Genomic DNA, 20,103 nt, shown 5'->3' with positions numbered 1-20,103 from the left:
GAGTCAATAAATAAAATGCATTTTTCGGCTAGCCAGGACCAATTTCCAAAAACTCTTTAAATTTTGAGTAAGTTGACGATTTTAGCCCCCAAGGGTAAAATTAATATATTTAGAAAGTTTCTCAAAAAAAGGAGAATATCTTTGCAAATTTTCTCTTACTTAATATGCACATGTTTTCTTATTCTTTAGTCCAAAAAGGATACCGAAATAAAAAAGAATTAGATGCAAAATAAAGAAAAATATGCGGGATAAAAAGAAAAAGGATCTGCATAACTCTTATCCCGATATCCTGAGTCAATAAGGCGCTTCCTGTTCTAATGAACTGATTTCTGCTTCAATAAGATCTTTTTTGCCTTAGCAAATCATGTTTTGCGACAGGTAGCTATTTCCTATCCGCTTAAATTGTTTCCAGCTTTTAAAGGCTTTTTTCGATATTAATTAATCTTTTCCTGCTTTGTCCTCGTATTATAGGATCTATATTCGTCCTCTTTTTTATCCTGCAGGTAAATGTACTCGTATTCCGGATTATTGAGCCTTTTTCTGTACTCTTCCCTGGCTTCAGCCTGGCAGTTATCACAGGCGTAGATAGGAATCGAAACCCCGAAGATCCTGGTATCACCTATACTCCTGTGTGCACGGGAGTCAATGGTTTTGTAGCCCTGACAGTCAGGGCACATACGGATTGTTTCTTCCTGCGATTCCTGAATCATATCCGTGTCGTAAAAGATCTGTTTTTTCCGGCGGTAGAAGTCCCCGTGCTTTGCCACCTCTGCCTTCACAAGCCTGTCCCTGTTTCTCCAGTTTTCAAGCTGCGCTGCGACGATTTCCTCCAATACCTGTCTGTCCCTTGCAGCCTGGACAAACATGCCTGGCTTAAAGTCAGGTTCCCTTACGCAGGAATAATCAAGCCCTGCCATTGCAAGAATTATACCTGTATTCACATAAGGCAGTGCACTCTGGATTGCATAGCCTCCTTCAAGCACCGCCAGGTCAGGAGCAAGTTTCTCGTTCAGTTTTGCATAACCCTGTGCTGAAAAACGCATATTTGCGAGGGGGTCGGTATAGTGATTGTCCTGTCCTGCAGAATTAAGAACGAGCTCAGGCTTGAAATCCTTAAGAATCGGAAGCACCAGAGAATCGAGCACGTAGAGTATACCCTCATCAGGGGTTGCAGGCGGAAGTGGAATATTGATTGTCCTGCTAAGGGCTTTTGGGCCTCCCAGTTCGTTTATGAAACCCGATCCGGGATAAAGTGTCCTTCCGTCCTGATGGAATGAAATAAAAAGCACATCAGGATCGTTATAAAAGATTTCCTGTGTCCCATCCCCGTGATGTACATCAGTATCCACAATTGCTATCCTGCGGACTCCATATTTTTTCCTCAGGTATTCGACCAGGATAGCTTCGTTATTGATATTACAAAAACCCCTGTTCCCGTGAGCTACTGTCATCGCATGGTGGCCAGGCGGGCGGACAAGGGCAAAAGCGTTTTTGACTTCCCCTTTCATCAGGGCATCCCCAAGCACCAGGCAGCTGCCTGCTGCTATCAGGTGAGGGATTGTAGCCTGGGCTTTTATGTCAGGCACACAGAAGTGAACTCTGGCAATATCTCTGTAATCTGCAAGGCGGGGTTTATATTCGGCTATTTCTGGAAGGTCCATCAGGCCTTCCTCAAAGATCTGGTCCCTGGTATAGAGGAGGCGCTCTTCTCTTTCCGGGTGGGTCGGGGAAATGGCCCAGTCGAAGGCGGGGAAGAATATAAGGCCTGTTTTTTCTGCTTCATTCCGGTCTGCCGGAGATAAAGACCCATCTCCCGGTTCCAACCCGGTCTTTTTAAATTCCATTTTAGTTTCCTCGGATGTCTCATGCTTATATTCTTCACTTCTTACCTTCTGGATTTCTTCTTCGTCGACCTGCCTTTTCTCTTCGACATGTTCTTTTTTACCTTCTGAAGTGCTTTCCGCGGTCACACCTTTCAGTGCGTCCTTGATCCTTTCAAACCCTAACTTCATTCTTTCTCTCCCCTTTTCCATTCCGGTATCAGGCCTGCAGGAATCTGCATATTCACATCAAAAAGCCGCCCGACAGTAGACCAACCGCTGACAATGTTAAAAACTTCACTATTAACAATCTCGGCTTCGGCCGCATACTCGGAAATTCCATAGCTTTTGGCACGTTCCCTGAGGAGTTTTGCGGCAAGGGCTTCAGCTTCACCTGAACCCATCCTGTTGAAATTACCGATATCTGTTACATTAAGGCTGACGATCTCCCCTTCTTCGGCGACTGAGTACACTTTCCGTTCAGTATCAATGCGCAGGTTCAGAGTAAGCGTGGGCCTTGCAACGGCTGCTCCGATAGCATTTCCTACTTCTGCATATTCAGGAATAACAGGTTTTGCATCAAGTTTTTTCGCAATTTCTGCAATAAGACCTCTCGCCCCCCCTCCGATTCCTACCACGTTTTCGGGCCTTGCTTTCTTCTCTTGCAGAACTTCCCATATCCTATAAGCAGGCTCCTGTTCCCATTCAAGAAACATCTCATTGACTGCTTTGGTAATCATCTGTGTAGCTTTATCAACTATCAGGGATGCAGTTTCAATCTCGGATTTTCCCAGGCTGGAGCCTATGGCTTTAATTGCTTCCCTTGCACGTTCGGGATTTCCTACATCAATAAGCCCGAGCACCTTCAGGGCATCAGTCGGGGTAGTTTCTTCTCCTCCCATACAGTAAGCAGGGCCTGCCCTGTCAGGGCCAATAGTTATTAGCTTTGTACCGCTGTTTGAATTCTTAACCCTTACAACACTGTCTCCTCCAACAGCTATCGAACGGACAGAAAAAGCTCTAACATGCGTCAGGAAGCCTCCAAGCTTTGCGCCTTTAGAAGCCAGAAGAGGCTTGCCTGAAAGGATTAACGCAAGGTCTGTGGTGGTCCCTCCTATATCCGCTACCACGGATGTCTCCCCTTCCGGGGTAAGGGCAAGGGCTCCAATTGTGCTGGCAGCAGGGCCTGAAAAAATAGTTTCCACGGGGAACTCTATTGACTTCTCAACTGGGAGAGTTCCTCCGTCGGCTTTCAGAATATAAACAGGGGCCCTGATATTCCTCTCCTCAAGGGCTTTTCTAATTTTCTCAACAAATTCCTGATAGCTCTCTCTGGTAGCAGAGGCGAGCATTGTAGTTGCTATCCGCCTTGGGAAATTCAGTTTTCCCGAAACCTTATGTCCGAGTTCCAGTTTGCAGTCCGGATACACTTCCCTGAATATTTCCTCTATCCTGAGTTCATGAGAAGGATTTCTCTGCCCGAATTTACTTACAACAGCAGCCATGGAAAATCCAAGTTCCCGGATCAAAACCACTATTTTCCTGATCTCGGCCTCATCAAGGGGCTGAATTTCCCTTCCCCTGTAATCCATAGCCCCTTTAAGATAAAAGCTGTCAGGAAAAGTATAACTTGTCGGGTTAATACCAGGTCCGGGAATGAGCAGCATGGCTACCCGGTCAGTTTTGCCTTCGGCAATGAGATTTGTTATCACGGTTGTGCTGAATACCACTCTTTCCAGCTGCTCAGGAGGGATATCTCTGCTGATCGCGTCAAGGGCTTCAAGCAGGGAACTCAGGAGATTCCCGGGCTCAGTGGAAACCTTGGCAGTACTGTACACTTCTCCATTTCGGATCAGCACCGCATCCGTAGTGGTGCCTCCGACATCAATTCCTATTAGCATTCACAATTCGCCTATCCTCGCCTATATGTATTCCTTTGTTATTTTTTCTTCCTTATTTTATACCCAGTTTCAAATGAATTCTTAGTATAGAAGTATGTGTTATTTGTTTCAATTTATACAGCGCCATGTCTCTCATGCGCAAGATACTTATTTTTAAACCTTTAAGACAAAAAAATTTGAATGAAAAAAACCACTCTGCCCTGCAAAAAATTTCTGCCTTCAGGCATTAAAAGAAAACCCGATTTAAGATCAGGTTTGAAAATGGAATTCATCTTTTTATTATGTGCAAAAGTTAGTCTTTATACCTTTAGAGTGGTAACTTATCTTCAAACCTGAGAGTAAATTTTGTTTCGTTCTCTTTTTCAAGCTCGATTGTTCCGTTAATCTGCTCAACGAGAGCGTTTACAAGTTGCAGACCAAGAGTTCCGGGATTTTCGAAGTCAACATTTCCCGGAAAACAACCCCCATCGTCCGAATAGGTAAGAGTAAACCTGGAAGACGTCTCTGACACTTTCTTTCTTGTGGCTTCTGCAAAACCTGTTTTTTGACCTTCGGCTTCGTGTCTGTAAAGAGAAATCCTTATCTCTCCTTCTGAACCTCTGGGAAATGCGTATTTAAGGGAGTTTGAAAAAAGTTCGTTAATTACGATTCCAAGAGGAATGGCCGTATCAATCCCAAGAAATGTGCTGTCCACATCGAGTAGAAGCTTGACCTGCTCGTTTCTAACTCTGTAAGAATGCAGAATGTCAGTAGTCAATTTCCTGAGATATTCTGCAAAATCGATGCTCGTTGAGCCTTCTGATTTATAAAGCTCCTCATGGATTATGGACATTGAGACTACACGGTTTTCGCTTTCTCTGAAGGCTTCAATAACTTCCTGATCTTTAAATTTTTCAGCCTGAAGGCTGAGCAGGGACGAAACTACCTGAAGGTTATTCTTGATCCGGTGGTGAATTTCTCTCATGCCGATTTCTTCGGCTTTCGCAAGGGTTTCCTCAACTTTTTTCCTCTGAGTAATGTCATAAGCATAGCCCTGGATAAACAATGTTTCACCTGAAGCGTTGCAGACATTGTGGATTACCTCATGAACCCACTTCACAGTTCCATCCTTCTGCCTGAGCCTGTACTCATGCTCCATGATGGAGTTCGGGGAGGAAATCATTTTTTTCCGGCTTAGATTGAGAATTAGGCGATCTTCCGGGACAATAAGGTCAAACATATATATTCTACCGGAAATAAAGTCTTCTTCTGCATACCCGCTTATTTCCTCAATAACTCCCTCAATAAATATGGGAACAAAATTTCTGTCAAGTTTAAAAGAAATTCCTTTGAAATTCTGTAAAAATGACCGGTAGAGCTCTTCGTTTTCCTTCAATTTTTCAGAGGACTGTTTAATTTCAGTAACATCTTCCATTACTCCAAGAGCTCTGCATACACGGTCTTCCCCATCTCTCAGATACACACCTTTATTTTTCACACAAAAATAGCTTCTATCCTTCCGTCTGAACCTGAACTCCTCGTGGAATTTCTCCCCTGTATTCCAGCACTTTTTGAATGATTGCTGCACTCTTTTGCGATCTTCCGGATGAATATGCTCGAGCCAGTCATAGAAATCCAAATTCTCAATTTCTTTATAACTGTAACCGGTGAGTTCCGTGACTGCCCCTGCCCACTCAACATGGCCGTTTTTCAGTTCAATATCGTATATCAACTGCCCTGTCTGTTCCGCAATATGGCGGTATCTTTCTTCGCTTGTTTGCAGCTTTTCTTCCGTTTTTTTGCGTCCGGTGATATCAAGCATTACTCCTATAAGCCCTTCTGCAGCTCCACAACAGCTTTTGTATGTGGCCTTATTGAAAATAAAGTCCCTCGTCAATCCGTCAGAACATATCACTTTGGACTCGTAAACCTGGCTTCCTCTTTTCTGGAATAGACGCATGTCCATTCTTTTGTAGACTTCCCCAAATCCGGCGGGGATTGCTTCGGAAAGCTCATTCATTGAGTGTCCGGTTACCTTTTCTTTTGAACATCCAAGGATCATTTTTGCAAAGAGCTCGTTGCACCCCTGATAAACGCCTTTTAGATCCTTGTAAAATACAGGAGCCGGAATTGTATCCAGCAGCGTTTCCAGGAAATAAACCTTGTCTCGGTGGGCATCTTCTACTTCTTTTCGTTCAACCGTCAATGAAATGAGTATTGCAACAGAATTCAGGAAATGAGCATCTTCTTCGGTAAATTTCTCCTTTTTCGCGCTGTGGACCGTAAGCACCCCATAGGGCTTTTCAACACTTCCTATGAGCACACTTATCCCGCTCATTATATCCTGATACCCTTCAAATCCCATTGTTCTGATGGAATTCTTCCTATCCAGTTTTTCTAACAGAATAGGTCTTTTTGAAAGTACAGTGTAACCTGCTCTTGAGACTAAATCTTTTTTAATTATTTTGCCTGTATCCTCTGGCTTCCAGCCTATCCCCCTCTCAAACAAAAAATTTCCATCAGGCATGAGTTTCAGAATGTTACAGTATTCTACGCGAAGAGCAGCTGTAACCAGAGGTAAGGCTTCATTTAGCAGAGTCTGGAAATCCTGATTTTTGAGAGAAAGCTCGGCAATTCGGGAAAAGGCTTCGTGCTCCATCTTTCTTAAAAGTAGTTTTTCCTTGGTTTGTTTGAGCGGGGTGATATCAGATGCGCAGAGAATTATACCCTCACCGGCACGTAAAGGAGTAAAAGTAATTGAATATGTTTTTTCGCCTGCTTTGAGTTCCGTCTGCGCAGGTTTCTTTCGGAGTGCTACTTTCCGGACAGTATCCAGAATTTCAACCGGAACTTTATCTCTAACCTGGCTTTTAAGCACTTCCAGCAATGATTTTCCTGCCTTGTTTGCGTAAAGAATAATTCCTTCTTTCCCCGTTCTCAGGAGAGGGTCAGGGCTGTTTAAAAGGAATTCTCTCATCCAGTTTTCTTCAGTTTCCCCATCTACGCTGTCATTCCGGTTTATGCCTGACCCACCCGTTCCTTATTTTCTCTATTCTTCTTTTTAGGAAATTATTACTCAATATTTCGGATTCTTTATGCCAGGATTCAAATTCTTAAGCCTATTTTTTAAGCATTATTTTATGGTTATCTGTAAATACTTATAACCATATTAATATTCTGATAATTTACTTAAAATAGCTTATATAAGTACTCTGATAAAAATCCGGTTGAATTCAGACAATTAATCATGGATAGTTATAAAAAGCCTGGTATTTAAGCATCCATAAATTCCGGCACATCCTGCATCAATTCCGGATAAATACCCGGATAAAAATACCAAAATAATATAATTAATATATATAATTTAAAAATTAAATTTGGTTTTTGTAAAAAAGGTGTTCTTGTGGAGGACTTTAATCAGCTCAAAAGAAAACTTGATGATATGACCGTTTATGAACTTTTTGAGTATGTAAGGACGAACTACCCTGAAAACGAGGATCTTGGGCTCGGGTCCAAAAAAATAGTCATCAGGAAAATCCTTAACCTTGAAAGAAACAGAATGAATGAGCAGGAAGGCTTAAAGGAAGATTGAACAGGAAGATTTATTTCGCTTCCTGAATTGCGTCTCGCCCGAGTTCCGCTTCGGGATCACAGGAAATCGGAGATTTTCTGGGAGTTGCGATGTAATCGCAACAGCACGGAGTCCTTCTCGCCCGAGTTCCGCTTCGGGAGCACGGAGTCCTTCTCGCCCGAGTTCCGCTTCGGGAGCACGGAGTCCTTCTCGCTGCGCTCGAGAGGACTAATTTATGGAATGAAAAACATTATTTTTTACTTACTCAAGCGGACTAATTCACAAATCTACAGTTTTTCTATATTTTTCCGTGCGTGGCAATTATAGATGTTGTGCTTAACGATGATGTAAAAAACATTGAGGTAGCCCTTTTCTTTTAAAAGAAACTGTTTATAATATCAAAAACTGATTAGTGCTTCAAAATTATCAAGCAGTCTGAACATTAATTGCTTTGACTCTGTAAGGAATGAACACTTATCCAGCATTTCCTTTTCTTTCTGAATGTATTTTCCTACAACCAATTCATCTCTACAGTTTTCAATTACTTTTCCTATTGTTCTGTTGCTCATTTCAAGATGAAACTGGAGTCCAATAACCCTGTTTTTGTAAATAAATCCCTGATTTTCGCAAGCTTCGCTTACAAAAAGCTTCTTTGAGCTTTCAGGAAGGTTAAACGTATCTCCATGCCAGTGAAATGCAATAAACTTCTCAGGAATATCATTCAGAATAAAGGTTTCAGATTTCGTTTCTGTGCTTATATATACGGGAAACCATCCTATTTCCTTATAATTATTTTTAAATACTTCAGCTTTCAGGGCATCGGCAAGGAGTTGAGCTCCCAGGCAGATCCCAAGTATTGCTTTTCCTGAAGAAATCGTTTTTTCTATGAACGCTTTTTCTTCTCTAAGCCAGGGATATTTTTCATATTCGTAAATATTCATTGGTCCACCCATTATTATGAGAAGGTCAAAATCATCTATCCCGGGAAAATTCTCGTTTGTATATAAATGGGTTATAGATAAAGAGTGATTTTTTTCTTCAATCCATTCTGCATTAGTTCCCAACGTTTCAAATTCAACGTGCTGTAGACAGTGTATTTTCATGTGATAGACCTTCAGTTTTAAAGATTCAAGCTAATATTTAATTAATATTCATGTGTCTTCGGTTAAGTGAGGAATCATGATAAATTGAATTCATTCCCCTGAAATATATCTAAAACCCTGACATATATCTAAAATTTAGATGGACTTTGAACTGGAACAGGGTATTGATTTTAGGTAAAGAGGCTAAAATTTGAAGCCAATTTCTAATGTAAAATCGATAGCCTTCAGGCAAGAAAATTCCTTAACCGAAGACGCATGAATTAATATTATCTTTTTATTCTTCATAATTTTTGATTGATCAGGGTCAATACAAAGTAATGAAAACTGATGTAGCAGTTATCCGTATTTAAAAGAATAAAAGTAAAAGGATACAAATAACCAATTAAAATCAGGGCACAATTTTCCTTATCAAAGGTATTTTCTGCATTATTATCACCAGGATCAGAGAAACGAAGAACAATAAGGCCGTAACCAGCGGAACAGATATTATCGGGCTCAGAAAAGACGGAGATAATAAAAACACCCCGAATAACCCATGACGTATATAATGCAATAGGATTGGGTGGACGAGGTATATTCCCATGGAAGCTTCCGCAACAGCACTTATAGTTTCTGTCTTCATGCGCGACGTTTTTAACGTCATATGATCCAGGGTTTCCCGGAGCAAGATGAACAAACATATCGCATATGATGTTTGCGTTATATTTAACGAAGTTAAAAAATTATCGAATTTTCCGCTATTCATGCTCATAATATAAGACCCGAAGATCATAACCATTAACAAAGTAGCAACTATGACACCCGACAAATATACTATTTTGTCAGTTATCTGGGTTTTTTTGATGGCATAACCAATGATATATAAACCGAGATTCCCTGTTGCGGCTTCTACGGGTATCCCAATATTGTATCCGAAAAATCCTATTAACTGGTTGAGAGGCGTGAATAAAAACCAAAGTAGTAAAAAATATAATATGTCAGACATGTTTGCATGCGCTAAGATCCTGCGTAACAACGGTGTGAGGAGATATAATCCTATGATGTAGTAGAGGAAATAGAGGTGATAAAATATTTTATTAGACCAGAATTTTTGCACAAAATCTACGGTAAATATACTAAATATATTATAGTTGTTCGCGAATATCATATATATCATTGACCATGCAACTAGAGGAATAATGACCTTGCCAAACCTCTTTGAAAAGAAGGTCCGATCATCCTCCTGCTTATCCAATAATAGGTAACCGCTCAATATGAATAATATCGGCACCGCGAAAAGTATCATCGCGTTATAAATATTAGACGCCCACCAGTCTATCCATGATACTTTATTCCAAACGAATCCGAAATTGTTGACATGGATTGCCACCACTGCAAATATCGCTATTATCCGGATCAAATCAACCCAAATGTACCTATTTATAGTTACGGGTTTTTGAATAACATTCTCCATTTGATTCCTCAAATCCGTATTAATTTTTTATGTTGTAACGGCTTAACTTCCCATAATTGAGGTTTGTCTAAATTCTCTGTGCTCTTCCGGGCTCTTCAAAAAAGAGTTCCCAGGAATGTCCCAAAGGCTTTCATCAGCCTCAGGGAGTTTCCTGAAAACATGAGTTTCCTCATAAGGATAGAAGGATGGTCCATATCTCCATACTCAGTGATGGTGTTGAGAATAGATGGGGTATTTAGAGAGCCTATGAGGTCGTTTAACTGTCTGTCTTCCAGCTTCCCCATATAGTCATGGATTTTCATGCCAATTTCAAGCTCTTTTCCAAGGCCTTTCCGCCAGAGTTGATCATATTCGGAAAGCCTTTTTGCAGAAGTATCTCCCTCGAGGGCAGCGTTTGCTGCAACTTTTCCAGCTATTTTTGCCGCAAAAGCCCCTGTATAGATTCCGCCCCCTGACGTCGGTTTAGCTTGCCCGGCAGCGTCCCCTACCAGCATAATGCCATCGGAAACTGTTTTTTCCGGAGGGCCAATCGGAATTCCTCCGACTACAAAATCAAGCATACCTCCTGAATACCTGGATTTTACGTGAGGGTTGGAGTGGAGGAATTTCTCAAGGTAGAAAAGGGGAGAACAGTCTTTCTGACCGCTTTTCCAGGCAAGCCTCGGTTCAAGGGCAAGCGCGATCCTTGAAACTTTTTCATCAACCGGTACGGTCCAGGCAAAAAAGCCGGGAGCAAAAGAGCCAGGGAACAGTTCAACAAAGTGACTATCTTCCGAGGCATAGGGAGCTTCGATCTGGATGCCTGGAAGCACACGGGCAGGTTTTTCAAGGCCTGCATAGCTGGCTATCCGGCTTTTTACCCCATCTGCCCCTATCACAACGGATGCGCATATCGTTTCGAGCCTGCCGTTTTTGATTACTCTGAGTTTTACAGGAGAACTTTTCTTCCCTTTTTTACCGGCTTCCGGATTCTCTTTTTCAAATCCTACAGCCCTTGTCCTGAGAGAGAGTTCAACGCCTTCTTCCACAGCCATTACTGCAAGGGCCCGGTCAAAGTTTTTCCGCGAGACTACATATGCTTTTGTCTGCCTCCCGTCGATTGGCAGATATTGCCCGTCGGGAGCGTGTACAAAAGCCCCGCGCACAGAATTGAACACAAATTTTTCCGAAGGCTTGAGTTCGCACTCTGCAACAGCTCTCGTGCTCAAAAGCCCGGTACAGCCTACAGGTGACCCTATGGAAGAATGTTCTTCGAGCAGGAGGACCTTTGCTCCATTCAGGGCTGCATGGCGAGCAGCAGTGGAACCCACAGGACCGGCTCCAACCACAACAACATCGTACTTCATACCGTATCACCTTCAAGAATAAGCCTTTACATTAACAGGAAGCTTAATATATTCATAACTCATAAATATAATTACAATTACATACTAAATATACTACCTAAGTGATATTTCTATCGAAAATTGCCTTCTATCAAAGATTACCTTTTAAGTGATCTCCGAATGATGTTTCAAATCATCTTAAAACTGATCTTTAAAGTGACCTTTTAAAGGGTATTTTAATTATCTTAAATCGATCCTTTGGACAATCTTTTGAGTGCTTGTCTGGCCCTTCTATCACGTAGAATATCAGGTGAGATTTTCAGGTCCCAATGTCTTCTTAATTTTCCATACTTTCACAATCTTGATATATCGATAAACGTATCCGTGCTAAGACTGAACGGTAAAAACTGAACGATCAAATACTTAACCATTTCTTCGAATCACTGACCAGGATTTCCATGCAGCAGAAAAAAGACAAGTCCCAGGCATCGGGTCAACAGAAACAAAAAAGAAACAGTGAAGAGAGAAAAGCTTCCCAAATTCCTGACAAAAAAGTTTCCCGAACATCGGATATAGAGAATTCTCAGACCCGCAAAAACAAGGTAGAAGGCAAATCCGCGGATTTCAAAGGGAAACGTTCTACTGGGAAATATTCTCCGGAAAAGAGCCATGGCTCTGGAAAAAGTCCGGATCTGGCACTATCGAAGAAAAACAACTCCCAGCGTTTCGAGTATGAGGATGACCACATTTTCTGGTGCGGAAAATGTAATCTGCCCCTGATAGGGGAAGAATGCGGAAGATGTGGCAGCAAAGGAGAAGTTATTAGGCTCTCCCAGCCCGCAGATGTCCGTTTCTGTTCTCCTTACGAACGGGAAGTCCTGGAAGGGCAACTGTATTCGGCTTTCGGCTGCAATCCCCTTGGGGAGAAGCTTATTCTCCTTAATAAGATCCCCGGAGAGGATAAAACCGATGAAGTGCTTGTAGACGGCTTCATTTTCGGAATTCTCCGTTTCGAACTTTCGGAAATGGGTTACAGTTTCGAACCTTCCTTACAGGGAGCAAAAGTTCTCCTGAAATACGCTGAAGGCATGAAAGTCGAACTCAAAAAAACAAATGGGCACCTTAACGGGAAAAATGTGGCAGCAGAACTTGTGGAATCTTTTGCCGGGAACATAAAGGCAGAGGACTTCGTTCTGGTGACTGCAGGCAGCCTGACAGGATACGGAATTTCTTTTATCGACGGCGCAGATTTTCCAGGCCTGAAAACCCCGCATGAGACCGAAACCCGGAATGAACCCGAATCCTCATTCGAAGCCGGGAAGAAAGTCCTCAGGATCAGGAAAGTTGACAGTAGTGAGGCATTCCTTCATCCTGAAACTCCGAATCTCGGGGCTTGTGTCGAGGCTAACAGAAAGCACCTGCAGGTTCTGGGAAAAAATGCAATCAACACTATTCGCGGGCTTGTTTCCAGAAACGAATACCGAAAACTGCCTGTCTATGTTTCCTTCAGCGGCGGAAAAGACAGTCTTGTGGTGCTAGACCTGGCGCAGGCTTCCCTCAAGCAGAGGGAACTCAGAGCTTTCTTCCTGAATACCGGGATAGAATTCCCAGAAACTGTCGAATTTGTGCGGAGTTTTTGCCGCGAAAGGGAAATTTCGCTTGAAGAAGCAAGTGCAGGTTCTGCTTTCCGGGATCAGGTAACAAAATTAGGGCCTCCTGCAAAGGACTTCCGCTGGTGCTGCAAAGTCTGCAAGCTGGCATCTGCAGGAGACTTCGACGCAGGGAAAGAAGCCTGCTCTCTTAATGGAAAAAGAGCAGGTAATGGCGTGGCTTATCTAACAATCGACGGTAAACGGAAGCACGAATCTTTCTCAAGGGCAAGGATTGCGGCAAGTGAGACAAATCCCTTTGTCCCTGCCCAGCTCAACATCTTTCCTATCAGGGACTGGAAAGCGCTTGAAGTGTGGCTCTATATCCACTGGAGAGGACTGCCATACAATCCGCTCTATGACCTTGGCTTCGAAAGGGTAGGTTGCTGGCTTTGCCCGTCTGCCCTTGCTGCCGAGTATGCCAGGGTAAAAGAGTTGCACCCTGAAATGCATGAGAAGTGGAACACCTTCCTGCTCAAGTGGGCGAAAACCAGAGGGCTTTCGGAAAAGTTCATAGAACATGGATTCTGGCGCTGGAAGGAACTGCCTCCGAAAATGCTCAGGCTGGCAGAGGAACTTGGGATTTCCGTTCTTGCTAAGGAAAATATCGAAGACTTTGAAATTGAAGTCGTAGCAGGAATTTCCCCATGCAAGGCTGGAGGCTTCTCAATAGAAGCAGGAGTCAGGGGCATCAGGGAAAAAGAAGCTGCAGATTTCATGAATGTACTTGGAAGTACGGTTTATGCGGAGGACCTGGGTATGTTGCTGGTTAAAACCGGGGCCGGAACTGTAAAATATTTTTCAAATGGAAACCTGCTTGCAAGTTCGGAAACAAAGGAAAAAGCTGTTTGTCTTTTTAAGGAAGCTGCAAAGCAATTTATAAGGCTTTCACGCTGTACAGGCTGCGGCATCTGTGTAAAAGCCTGTCCTGTCGGGGCGATTTCTCTCAACGAAAAGAAACCGCATATAAGTGAAGCCTGCATCAGGTGCGGGAAATGTACGGAATCCTGTGTGGTAACCAGATATTTTGATAAGCTTGTACCTGATCTGGATAAAAAACTAAAAGTATGAATGGTCAAAAGTCCGGATTTGCCGGAATTTCCCAACTTTATGATATTTTTAAATAGTTCCTAATTATATTTTGATACTGGATTCTTATCAGCTTTCTGCATATATCTGATTAAATTTCTATCATCTATTTATCCAAACGGAACTGAAAAATGAAATTGAGCCAGACCCCTGACGGAGTAAGCCAGATAATTGCCAGCCGCTGGAAAATTGGAGCAGCCCTGGTATTAGCAGTGCTTTTATGCTTATCTTTTCTAATCCTCCTGCCTCTTGCAGACGGAATAGTACTCGGTATAGTCTTTGCTTACATCGCAAGACCTATCCAGATAAAATTCAACAGACACAGAAAAATCGGCGCTCTGGTTGCCAGCCTATGTATTTTCGTTCCCATAGTTTTCATTGTCGGAGCAGGTATTGTTGAAATCCTCAACCAGATCTCCTGGATTCTTGACAATCAGACTGCAGTCGTGGGTGCAATTCTTGATTTCATAAATGCTCTGGAAATTCCGGCAAAACTTCTAGAAAGTCTTAATTCTGCTATCTGGGACCTTTTTACCTCCCTTCTTCCTGCAATCGGCAGTATAGGAGTTATATCATATGCCCGGAGTATAGGTCTCTTTGTCATTAATTTTATAATATCGATCATTTTCTGCTATTTCATACTTGCTGACGGGGACCGGCTTTACTGCGCTTTTCTTGGCATGATGCCAAAAGAGTACAAAGGAATTGTAAACCGTTATGCGTGTCATCTGGATCTGATCCTTAAAGGAATTTTCCTGGGTAATGCCTACTCTGCCCTTATAGTAAGCGTAACTTCAGTTTTTGTTTTCTATGCTTTTGGGTTTCCTCATGTACTGGCACTCGCGACCCTCATCTTTATAGCATCAGTAATCCCTCTTTTTGCCGGTTATATGGTGCTTGTGCCTTTGTCTCTAATGCGTTACATTGAGCAAGGGTTTGAAGGTGCAGCTCTTTTCTTTGTTGTTTCGTCCCTCATAATCTATGGCCCTCCCGAACTGATTCTCAGGCCCTACCTGACCAGTTTGAAGTCCAGGATTCATCCGATGTTGCTCATGCTTGCCTTCCTCGGCGGAGCTTTTGTTGGGGGAATTGCAGGTTTTTTTGCAGCTCCTATTCTCCTGGGAGCTCTGGTTGCGGCTTACAGGGTTTATCAGGAGCAGATTCACCCTGAACTGGCAGAGATCAACATAGACCTCAAGAGTCTGAGACCCCCCTGTACGACTGGCTCAGAAAAGTAATTTCCAAAAATAAAATTACACAAATTAGCTGAATCTCGGGGATTTGAGAGCTTTTGAGGCTATAGTAAGAAATATCAGTCGAAAGGGATTGCTTTATATCGTTGCAGGATATTAGGACTGTCATATATTCTTCTTTACTTCCGTTAATCAAGATCTACTGACGGGTACAGACCGCAGACAGTCCTGAAATAAATTGATTATTTGATTAAGAACCGAAGCTAATTCGGAATCACATTCCAGCGGGAACACAGGTGTTAGAATGCAGTTATTGCTCATTCACTCTGATTATATTGAATACGAAACCAAAAAACAAACTCCAGTTGCTGAAAAAATAGAAGAGTCCTTAAAGTCCGGCAGGCTCGAGGAAGCACTTACCGTTTTCACGGCTGTAGAAAGTGTAGATGAGGTAAACCCTGAGGAAGCTATACAAAAGGCTGTTTCTGAAATCGAAAAGGTAGCAACCCAGGTCAAAACCGACCGCATAATGCTCTACCCTTACGCCCACTTAAGCTCCGACCTTTCTTCTCCGAAAGTTGCAGTAGAGGTCTTAAAAGGAATAGAGACAGCTCTCTCAGGTAAATACGAGGTCAAGCGTGCTCCTTTCGGATGGTATAAGGCCTTTAATATAAGCTGTAAAGGCCATCCCCTTTCCGAACTCTCCAGAAGCATCCGCCCTGAGGGGGCTTCAAAAGCAGCAGGCAAAGCAGCCGCAGCCGGGGAAAAAGAAGAGGTTGTTTCCGAAGCCCTGAAAGCCGAAGGGACTGCAAGGTCTTACTGGCGCATCCTGACCCTTGATGGAGAACTTCATGAAGTCGAGAGTTTTGACCTCACCCCTTACCCTAAACTTCAACAGTTTGTAAACTACGAAATTTCCAAGAGCAGAGCTGTTGAACGGGCTCCCCCCCATGTAGAACTTATGCGGAGGCTTGAACTTGCGGACTACGAACCGGGATCAGATTCCGGAAACATGCGCTATTACCCTAAAGGAAGGCTTATAAAGTCTCTTCTTGAAAATTATGTGCTTGATGTCGCAACCGAGTTCGGGGCAATGGAAGTCGAAACTCCTATCATGTATGACATGAACCATCCGACTCTGAAGAAATACCTGGATAGGTTCCCTGCAAGGCAGTATTCTATTGAGTCTGATAAGCGGCAGATGTTTCTGCGTTTTGCAGCCTGTTTCGGGCAATTCCTTATGAACCACGACATGACGATTTCCTACAAGAACCTGCCTCTGAGGATGATCGAAATGACCCGCTACAGTTTCAGGAAGGAACAGCGGGGAGAACTTGTGGGTTTGAGAAGACTCAGGGCTTTTACCATGCCTGATATGCACACCCTCTGCGAGGATATGGATCAGGCCGTTAACCAGTTCAAAAAGCAATATGACCTCTGCATCGATGTGCTTGAAAATATGGGAATCCATATTAATGATTATGAGGTTGCCATCCGCTTCACCAGGGACTTTTACGAGTCAAATAAAGAGCTTGTAGTCAGTATGGCAAAAACCGTCAATAAACCCGTACTTGTGGAAATGTGGGACACCCGTTTCTTCTACTTTGTACTCAAGTTCGAGTTTAACTTCGTAGACGCCCTTGCCAAAGCAAGCGCGCTTTCAACAGTCCAGATTGATGTGGAAAACGCCGAAAGGTACGATATTTCTTATGTAAATACTGACGGTAAACTGGAACGGCCTACCGTCCTTCACTGCTCTCCGAGCGGGGCAATCGAACGCTGTATCTACGCTCTTCTCGAAAAGGCTGCAATGGACACCGAAGAAGGAAAGGTTCCCATGCTGCCTGTCTGGCTTTCTCCTACCCAGGTCAGGATTGTGCCGGTTTCAGAGAAACATGTTGCCTTTGCTGAAGAGGTTGCACAGAAGCTTGACTGCAGGGTTGACATTGACGACCGCGACCTGTCCATAGGAAAGAAAGTAAGAGAAGCAGGCAGGGAATGGGTTCCTTATTTAGTGGTCATTGGTGATAAAGAAATAGAAGACGGCACCATTAACGTAACCATTCGGTCCGAATCCGAGCAGAATAAGCCGAAAAAAGTGCAAATTACTCAGGAAGAACTTAACGCGCGGATCAGAGGCGAAATATCCGATAAACCTTACAGAAAACTGCCCCTTGCAAAGTATCTCTCGGCAAGGCCAAAGTTTATCTAAACTTTTTAAAACAGTTTTTGGAGACGGCTAAAAGGAATAAATTTCCTTATTTGCCTCTTCCCTTTGACTTTTTTGGTACAATCTATAGGCATAACATATATATTGACGTAATTCTTATTATTGAAAAGGGATTCCTTTTAAATAAAAGCAGTTCCAGAATTATTCTTTTCCGCTTCTGAAAGAAAAGAACGTGACTTAAGTTTTTCTGGACTGAAGTTTTTATGAATTATTTGTAAGTTGCGGGGAGTTACTTCTTATAATGTTTGCAGTTGCATGCAACATCTACTGTTGCGTGGCTATACCAGTTTCCCAGAAACTTCTTTGAAAGGTATTTTCTGGTTTTTGAAAAGGTACTAAAAAGCTTCTACAGTGAAAAGTGTAAGGACAGCGTATTGATGATAAATTCAAATGAAACTGTAGCCGACATGGAAACCGTCGAGCTTGAGCCCTTGAGGGAAGATAAAAAGAAAATCTTCGAGGATATTCTGGAATATTTTGAAACCCATCAGAGAGGCTATATCAAGGTTCCCACCGGCTGGGGTAAGACCTTTCTTTCAAAACATATAATGAAAAAGTACTATGACGAAGGAAAAATTGTGCTTTTCCTGGTTTCTAAAAATAACCCTCTTCTTAGCCAGACTTATTACGACAGGAAGAAAAACAGGCCCCTTTTTCCCAATAGCGCTCTCCTCTCTTCTGAGAATAAGGTGGGTCGAAAGGAGCTTGCTGCAACTTTGAAATCTTTCGGGCAGGAAAAGGGTAAAGGTTTTGTGCTTTTCGCCTCTTTGCAGACAGTACTCGGAAAGCAGAGTTCTGAGATTAAAGAGCTGATTCTTGAATTTGCCGACCTTGCAATTGTGGACGAAATCCACAATTTCATCAATAACAGAGGAAATGATTTTCTCAATGAGTTAGGGACAAAAATCCTGGGAATGACTGCAACTCCGTTCCAGGGTGTGGTCGGAAATGTCAAGTTCGTGGATGAAATTGCAGGGGATATGAGGGAAATCTACGCAAAAACTCTTCCTGAATGCATCCTGGACGAAGAGCTTGCGCCCCTCAAATATACTATTGCCGAGAGTTCGGAAGATATCTTTGAGATCTTTGACTTTGAAAAAGGGTTGGATGAGCTTGATAAACAGGACCTTTTCCTTGACTGCAGCACTGCCGATAAGTTGAAAAAGGTAATCAGAAGAACTCAGCTTGCAAAAGATGTGTATGATTCTATGGTCAAACAGAGGAGTGCAAAGACTCTCGTCTTTTGCGCCCCTGTCCGAAAGCGCGTCTACGGAGCCGGTGCACTCGGCGAGAAAATTAATGCGTTTCATGCAAAGCTCACCGCCTCGGTCTTCAATGGGGAAATTTCGGTCCCGGAATTAGAACAGGACCCTGACCCTGTCCTGCCTGCTGATTTTGAGAATTATACCCCTGAAGGAGAGTTCAGAGATGCGGCTTTTATGACCTCCGAATTGCCCAAAGATGAACAAAGTGCCCTCCTTGCAGCTTTCAGGGAGATCGGAAAACCCCCCTATGTTCTCTGCACCGTAGGCATGCTGATTGAAGGTTTTGATTTTCCGGGGCTTGAAGCCCTTGTCCTGCTGCGGCCCACCCTGAGCATGCGGCTTTTTGAACAGCAGGTAGGAAGGATTACAAGGCTTTCTCCGCTATCGGGAAAGCAGCAGGGAAGCATCTTTGAGATTTCGGACAGTATTGACTCTCTCTACCAGCGCTTTGGGGAAGGGGTCTTTAACGGAGAAAAGGTTGATCAGGTTCAGATGCTCCAGCCCGAGATCCGCCTTGATGAGCTTTTCTCAGAAGGCGATGCAGCAAGGGCGATTGAGGAAGGAAAGATAGAGATTAATAAAGTGGACTTTGGCACCCTCATAAAAAACAAAGGAAAAGATACTCAACTCAGGGAAGTGCCTGTAAGGCTTCCTCCGACCGACATACGGGCAAAATACTTCTCACGCCTGCTCGCGCTGACCGAGGAAAAAGATATTGGAGCTTTTGAGCGGGAAAAGCGGGAACTCATGCGGGCTGTCCTGAGGTTCAGGATCAGGGAACTCAGGGACGCAGAAGAATTTTCAAACCTTTCAGGCCGGATAAATAAGCTCAAGCGAGAAGCCTATGAAGACCGCAGGCTAGGAGACGTTTCGAGGCAGCATAAACCCAAGGTTTTTGGGGAGGTTGAGTGGTTGCTGAAACTTCAGGCCCTAAATTCCCTCAAGTACGAAGGTTCACGCCTCTCGCTTCCCGAGAAAAACCGTATCCTGAAAACCCTTGGTTTCGAACCAGATTTCCGAAAGATCGAAAGCTACAGGCTTAAATGCCTTAAACTCGGTTCTGCCCAGAAGACCATTCCGGATCTTGTAAAAGTGCTCGGGTTCGTAAGCCGCCTGTCGTCTTCGGAAACATACCAGTTTCTCGATAAAAAGAAGAAGGAGCAGTGGAAACGGGAGTTTCTGCCTGCGGTTTACTGGGGTTTCTGTTTCATTGACGACTCTCCCGAAATCAGGGAACTTTTTGAGTCTACGGACTGGGACAGGCGGGTTAAAAACATTATCAGGCAGAAGTGATTTTTTTTTCAGCAATTTTTTGGGGGGAAATTTGACGCAGTTCCAAAATAAAGTGGTGAATGTAAAGTTAAAAATCACTCTATTTTGGAACAGAGTCGTCTGAAGAAAAAGTAATAGGGCCCTCAAAAAATGATCCGTTTTTTAAGGGTTATTGAGCCGTATTTATCAGATTAAATGTGGTTCTAATGCTTTCCCAATAAAAATACATTTGTATAAGAATTTACTTGTCATT

11 protein-coding genes are annotated in these 20,103 nt (G+C 43.1%); 5 read left to right on the top strand and 6 right to left on the bottom strand.

All coding sequences use genetic code 11. The features are described from left to right. Positions 1 to 434: 434 nt before the first annotated feature. The 3 genes from RG963_RS03515 to RG963_RS03505 form a co-directional block, all read right to left on the bottom strand. Positions 435 to 2,012 carry a histone deacetylase family protein gene (locus tag RG963_RS03515; RefSeq protein WP_310574896.1) on the bottom strand — a complete coding sequence of 526 codons (1,578 nt, stop codon included), beginning with the start codon at positions 2,010 to 2,012 and terminating at the stop codon, positions 435 to 437. After that, a complete protein-coding gene (locus RG963_RS03510) occupies positions 2,009 to 3,721 on the bottom strand; it encodes a hydantoinase/oxoprolinase family protein (RefSeq protein ID WP_310574895.1) in 1,713 nt (570 codons plus the stop codon). Before RG963_RS03510 ends, RG963_RS03515 begins: the two co-directional genes overlap by 4 nt. 307 nt (positions 3,722 to 4,028) lie before the next feature. Continuing rightward, on the bottom strand, positions 4,029 to 6,677 hold the full coding sequence (locus RG963_RS03505; protein WP_310574894.1) for a PAS domain S-box protein: 2,649 nt from the start codon (positions 6,675 to 6,677) through the stop codon (positions 4,029 to 4,031). A 465-nt stretch (positions 6,678 to 7,142) separates the two neighbouring features. On the opposite strand from RG963_RS03505, the gene RG963_RS03500 reads away from it, so the two are divergent. Then, positions 7,143 to 7,292 (top strand): hypothetical protein, encoded by a 150-nt coding sequence (locus RG963_RS03500; RefSeq protein ID WP_310574893.1) that lies wholly within the window; start codon positions 7,143 to 7,145, stop codon positions 7,290 to 7,292. Between the two features lie 377 nt (positions 7,293 to 7,669). Here RG963_RS03500 and RG963_RS03495 read toward each other — a convergent pair whose 3' ends face one another. The 3 genes from RG963_RS03495 to RG963_RS03485 all read right to left on the bottom strand — a co-directional run bounded on the left by RG963_RS03495 (position 7,670) and on the right by RG963_RS03485 (position 11,173). After that, positions 7,670 to 8,374, bottom strand: a complete 705-nt coding sequence (locus RG963_RS03495) for a type 1 glutamine amidotransferase (RefSeq protein ID WP_310574892.1) — start codon at positions 8,372 to 8,374, stop codon at positions 7,670 to 7,672. 388 nt (positions 8,375 to 8,762) lie between these two features. Further along, a complete protein-coding gene (locus RG963_RS03490) occupies positions 8,763 to 9,827 on the bottom strand; it encodes an acyltransferase (RefSeq protein WP_310574891.1) in 1,065 nt (354 codons plus the stop codon). A gap of 95 nt (positions 9,828 to 9,922) precedes the next feature. Next, positions 9,923 to 11,173, bottom strand: coding sequence for an NAD(P)/FAD-dependent oxidoreductase (locus RG963_RS03485; protein WP_310574890.1), 1,251 nt, complete (start codon positions 11,171 to 11,173; stop codon positions 9,923 to 9,925). A 437-nt stretch (positions 11,174 to 11,610) separates the two neighbouring features. Here RG963_RS03485 and RG963_RS03480 point away from each other — a divergent pair, with 437 nt between their 5' ends. From RG963_RS03480 to RG963_RS03465, 4 genes are all read left to right on the top strand, one after another. Next, a complete protein-coding gene (locus RG963_RS03480) occupies positions 11,611 to 13,872 on the top strand; it encodes a phosphoadenosine phosphosulfate reductase domain-containing protein (RefSeq protein WP_310574889.1) in 2,262 nt (753 codons plus the stop codon). Positions 13,873 to 14,021: 149 nt separating this feature from the next. Next, entirely contained in the window at positions 14,022 to 15,128 is a 1,107-nt protein-coding gene (locus RG963_RS03475) for an AI-2E family transporter (RefSeq protein WP_310574888.1), read from the top strand. 259 nt (positions 15,129 to 15,387) lie between these two features. Next, a complete protein-coding gene (locus tag RG963_RS03470; RefSeq protein WP_310574887.1) occupies positions 15,388 to 17,295 on the top strand; it encodes a threonine--tRNA ligase in 1,908 nt (635 codons plus the stop codon). 263 nt (positions 17,296 to 17,558) lie between these two features. After that, a complete protein-coding gene (locus RG963_RS03465) occupies positions 17,559 to 19,871 on the top strand; it encodes a DEAD/DEAH box helicase (protein ID WP_310574886.1) in 2,313 nt (770 codons plus the stop codon). Positions 19,872 to 20,103 lie beyond the last annotated feature (232 nt).

Origin of the sequence: Methanosarcina baikalica, from assembly GCF_031461075.1 — an archaeon.
In the GTDB taxonomy this organism is placed as follows: Archaea; Halobacteriota; Methanosarcinia; order Methanosarcinales; family Methanosarcinaceae; genus Methanosarcina; species Methanosarcina baikalica.
This window is presented reverse-complemented; position numbering and strand designations above follow the sequence as displayed.

Coding starts and splice junctions, on each gene's coding strand:
- RG963_RS03505 (WP_310574894.1), bottom strand. CDS start 6,677: ATGAGAGAATTCCTTTTAAACAGCCCTGACCCTCTCCTGAGAACGGGG.
- RG963_RS03515 (WP_310574896.1), bottom strand. CDS start 2,012: ATGAAGTTAGGGTTTGAAAGGATCAAGGACGCACTGAAAGGTGTGACC.
- RG963_RS03480 (WP_310574889.1), top strand. CDS start 11,611: ATGCAGCAGAAAAAAGACAAGTCCCAGGCATCGGGTCAACAGAAACAA.
- RG963_RS03470 (WP_310574887.1), top strand. CDS start 15,388: ATGCAGTTATTGCTCATTCACTCTGATTATATTGAATACGAAACCAAA.
- RG963_RS03485 (WP_310574890.1), bottom strand. CDS start 11,173: ATGAAGTACGATGTTGTTGTGGTTGGAGCCGGTCCTGTGGGTTCCACT.
- RG963_RS03495 (WP_310574892.1), bottom strand. CDS start 8,374: ATGAAAATACACTGTCTACAGCACGTTGAATTTGAAACGTTGGGAACT.
- RG963_RS03510 (WP_310574895.1), bottom strand. CDS start 3,721: ATGCTAATAGGAATTGATGTCGGAGGCACCACTACGGATGCGGTGCTG.
- RG963_RS03490 (WP_310574891.1), bottom strand. CDS start 9,827: ATGGAGAATGTTATTCAAAAACCCGTAACTATAAATAGGTACATTTGG.
- RG963_RS03500 (WP_310574893.1), top strand. CDS start 7,143: ATGACCGTTTATGAACTTTTTGAGTATGTAAGGACGAACTACCCTGAA.
- RG963_RS03475 (WP_310574888.1), top strand. CDS start 14,022: ATGAAATTGAGCCAGACCCCTGACGGAGTAAGCCAGATAATTGCCAGC.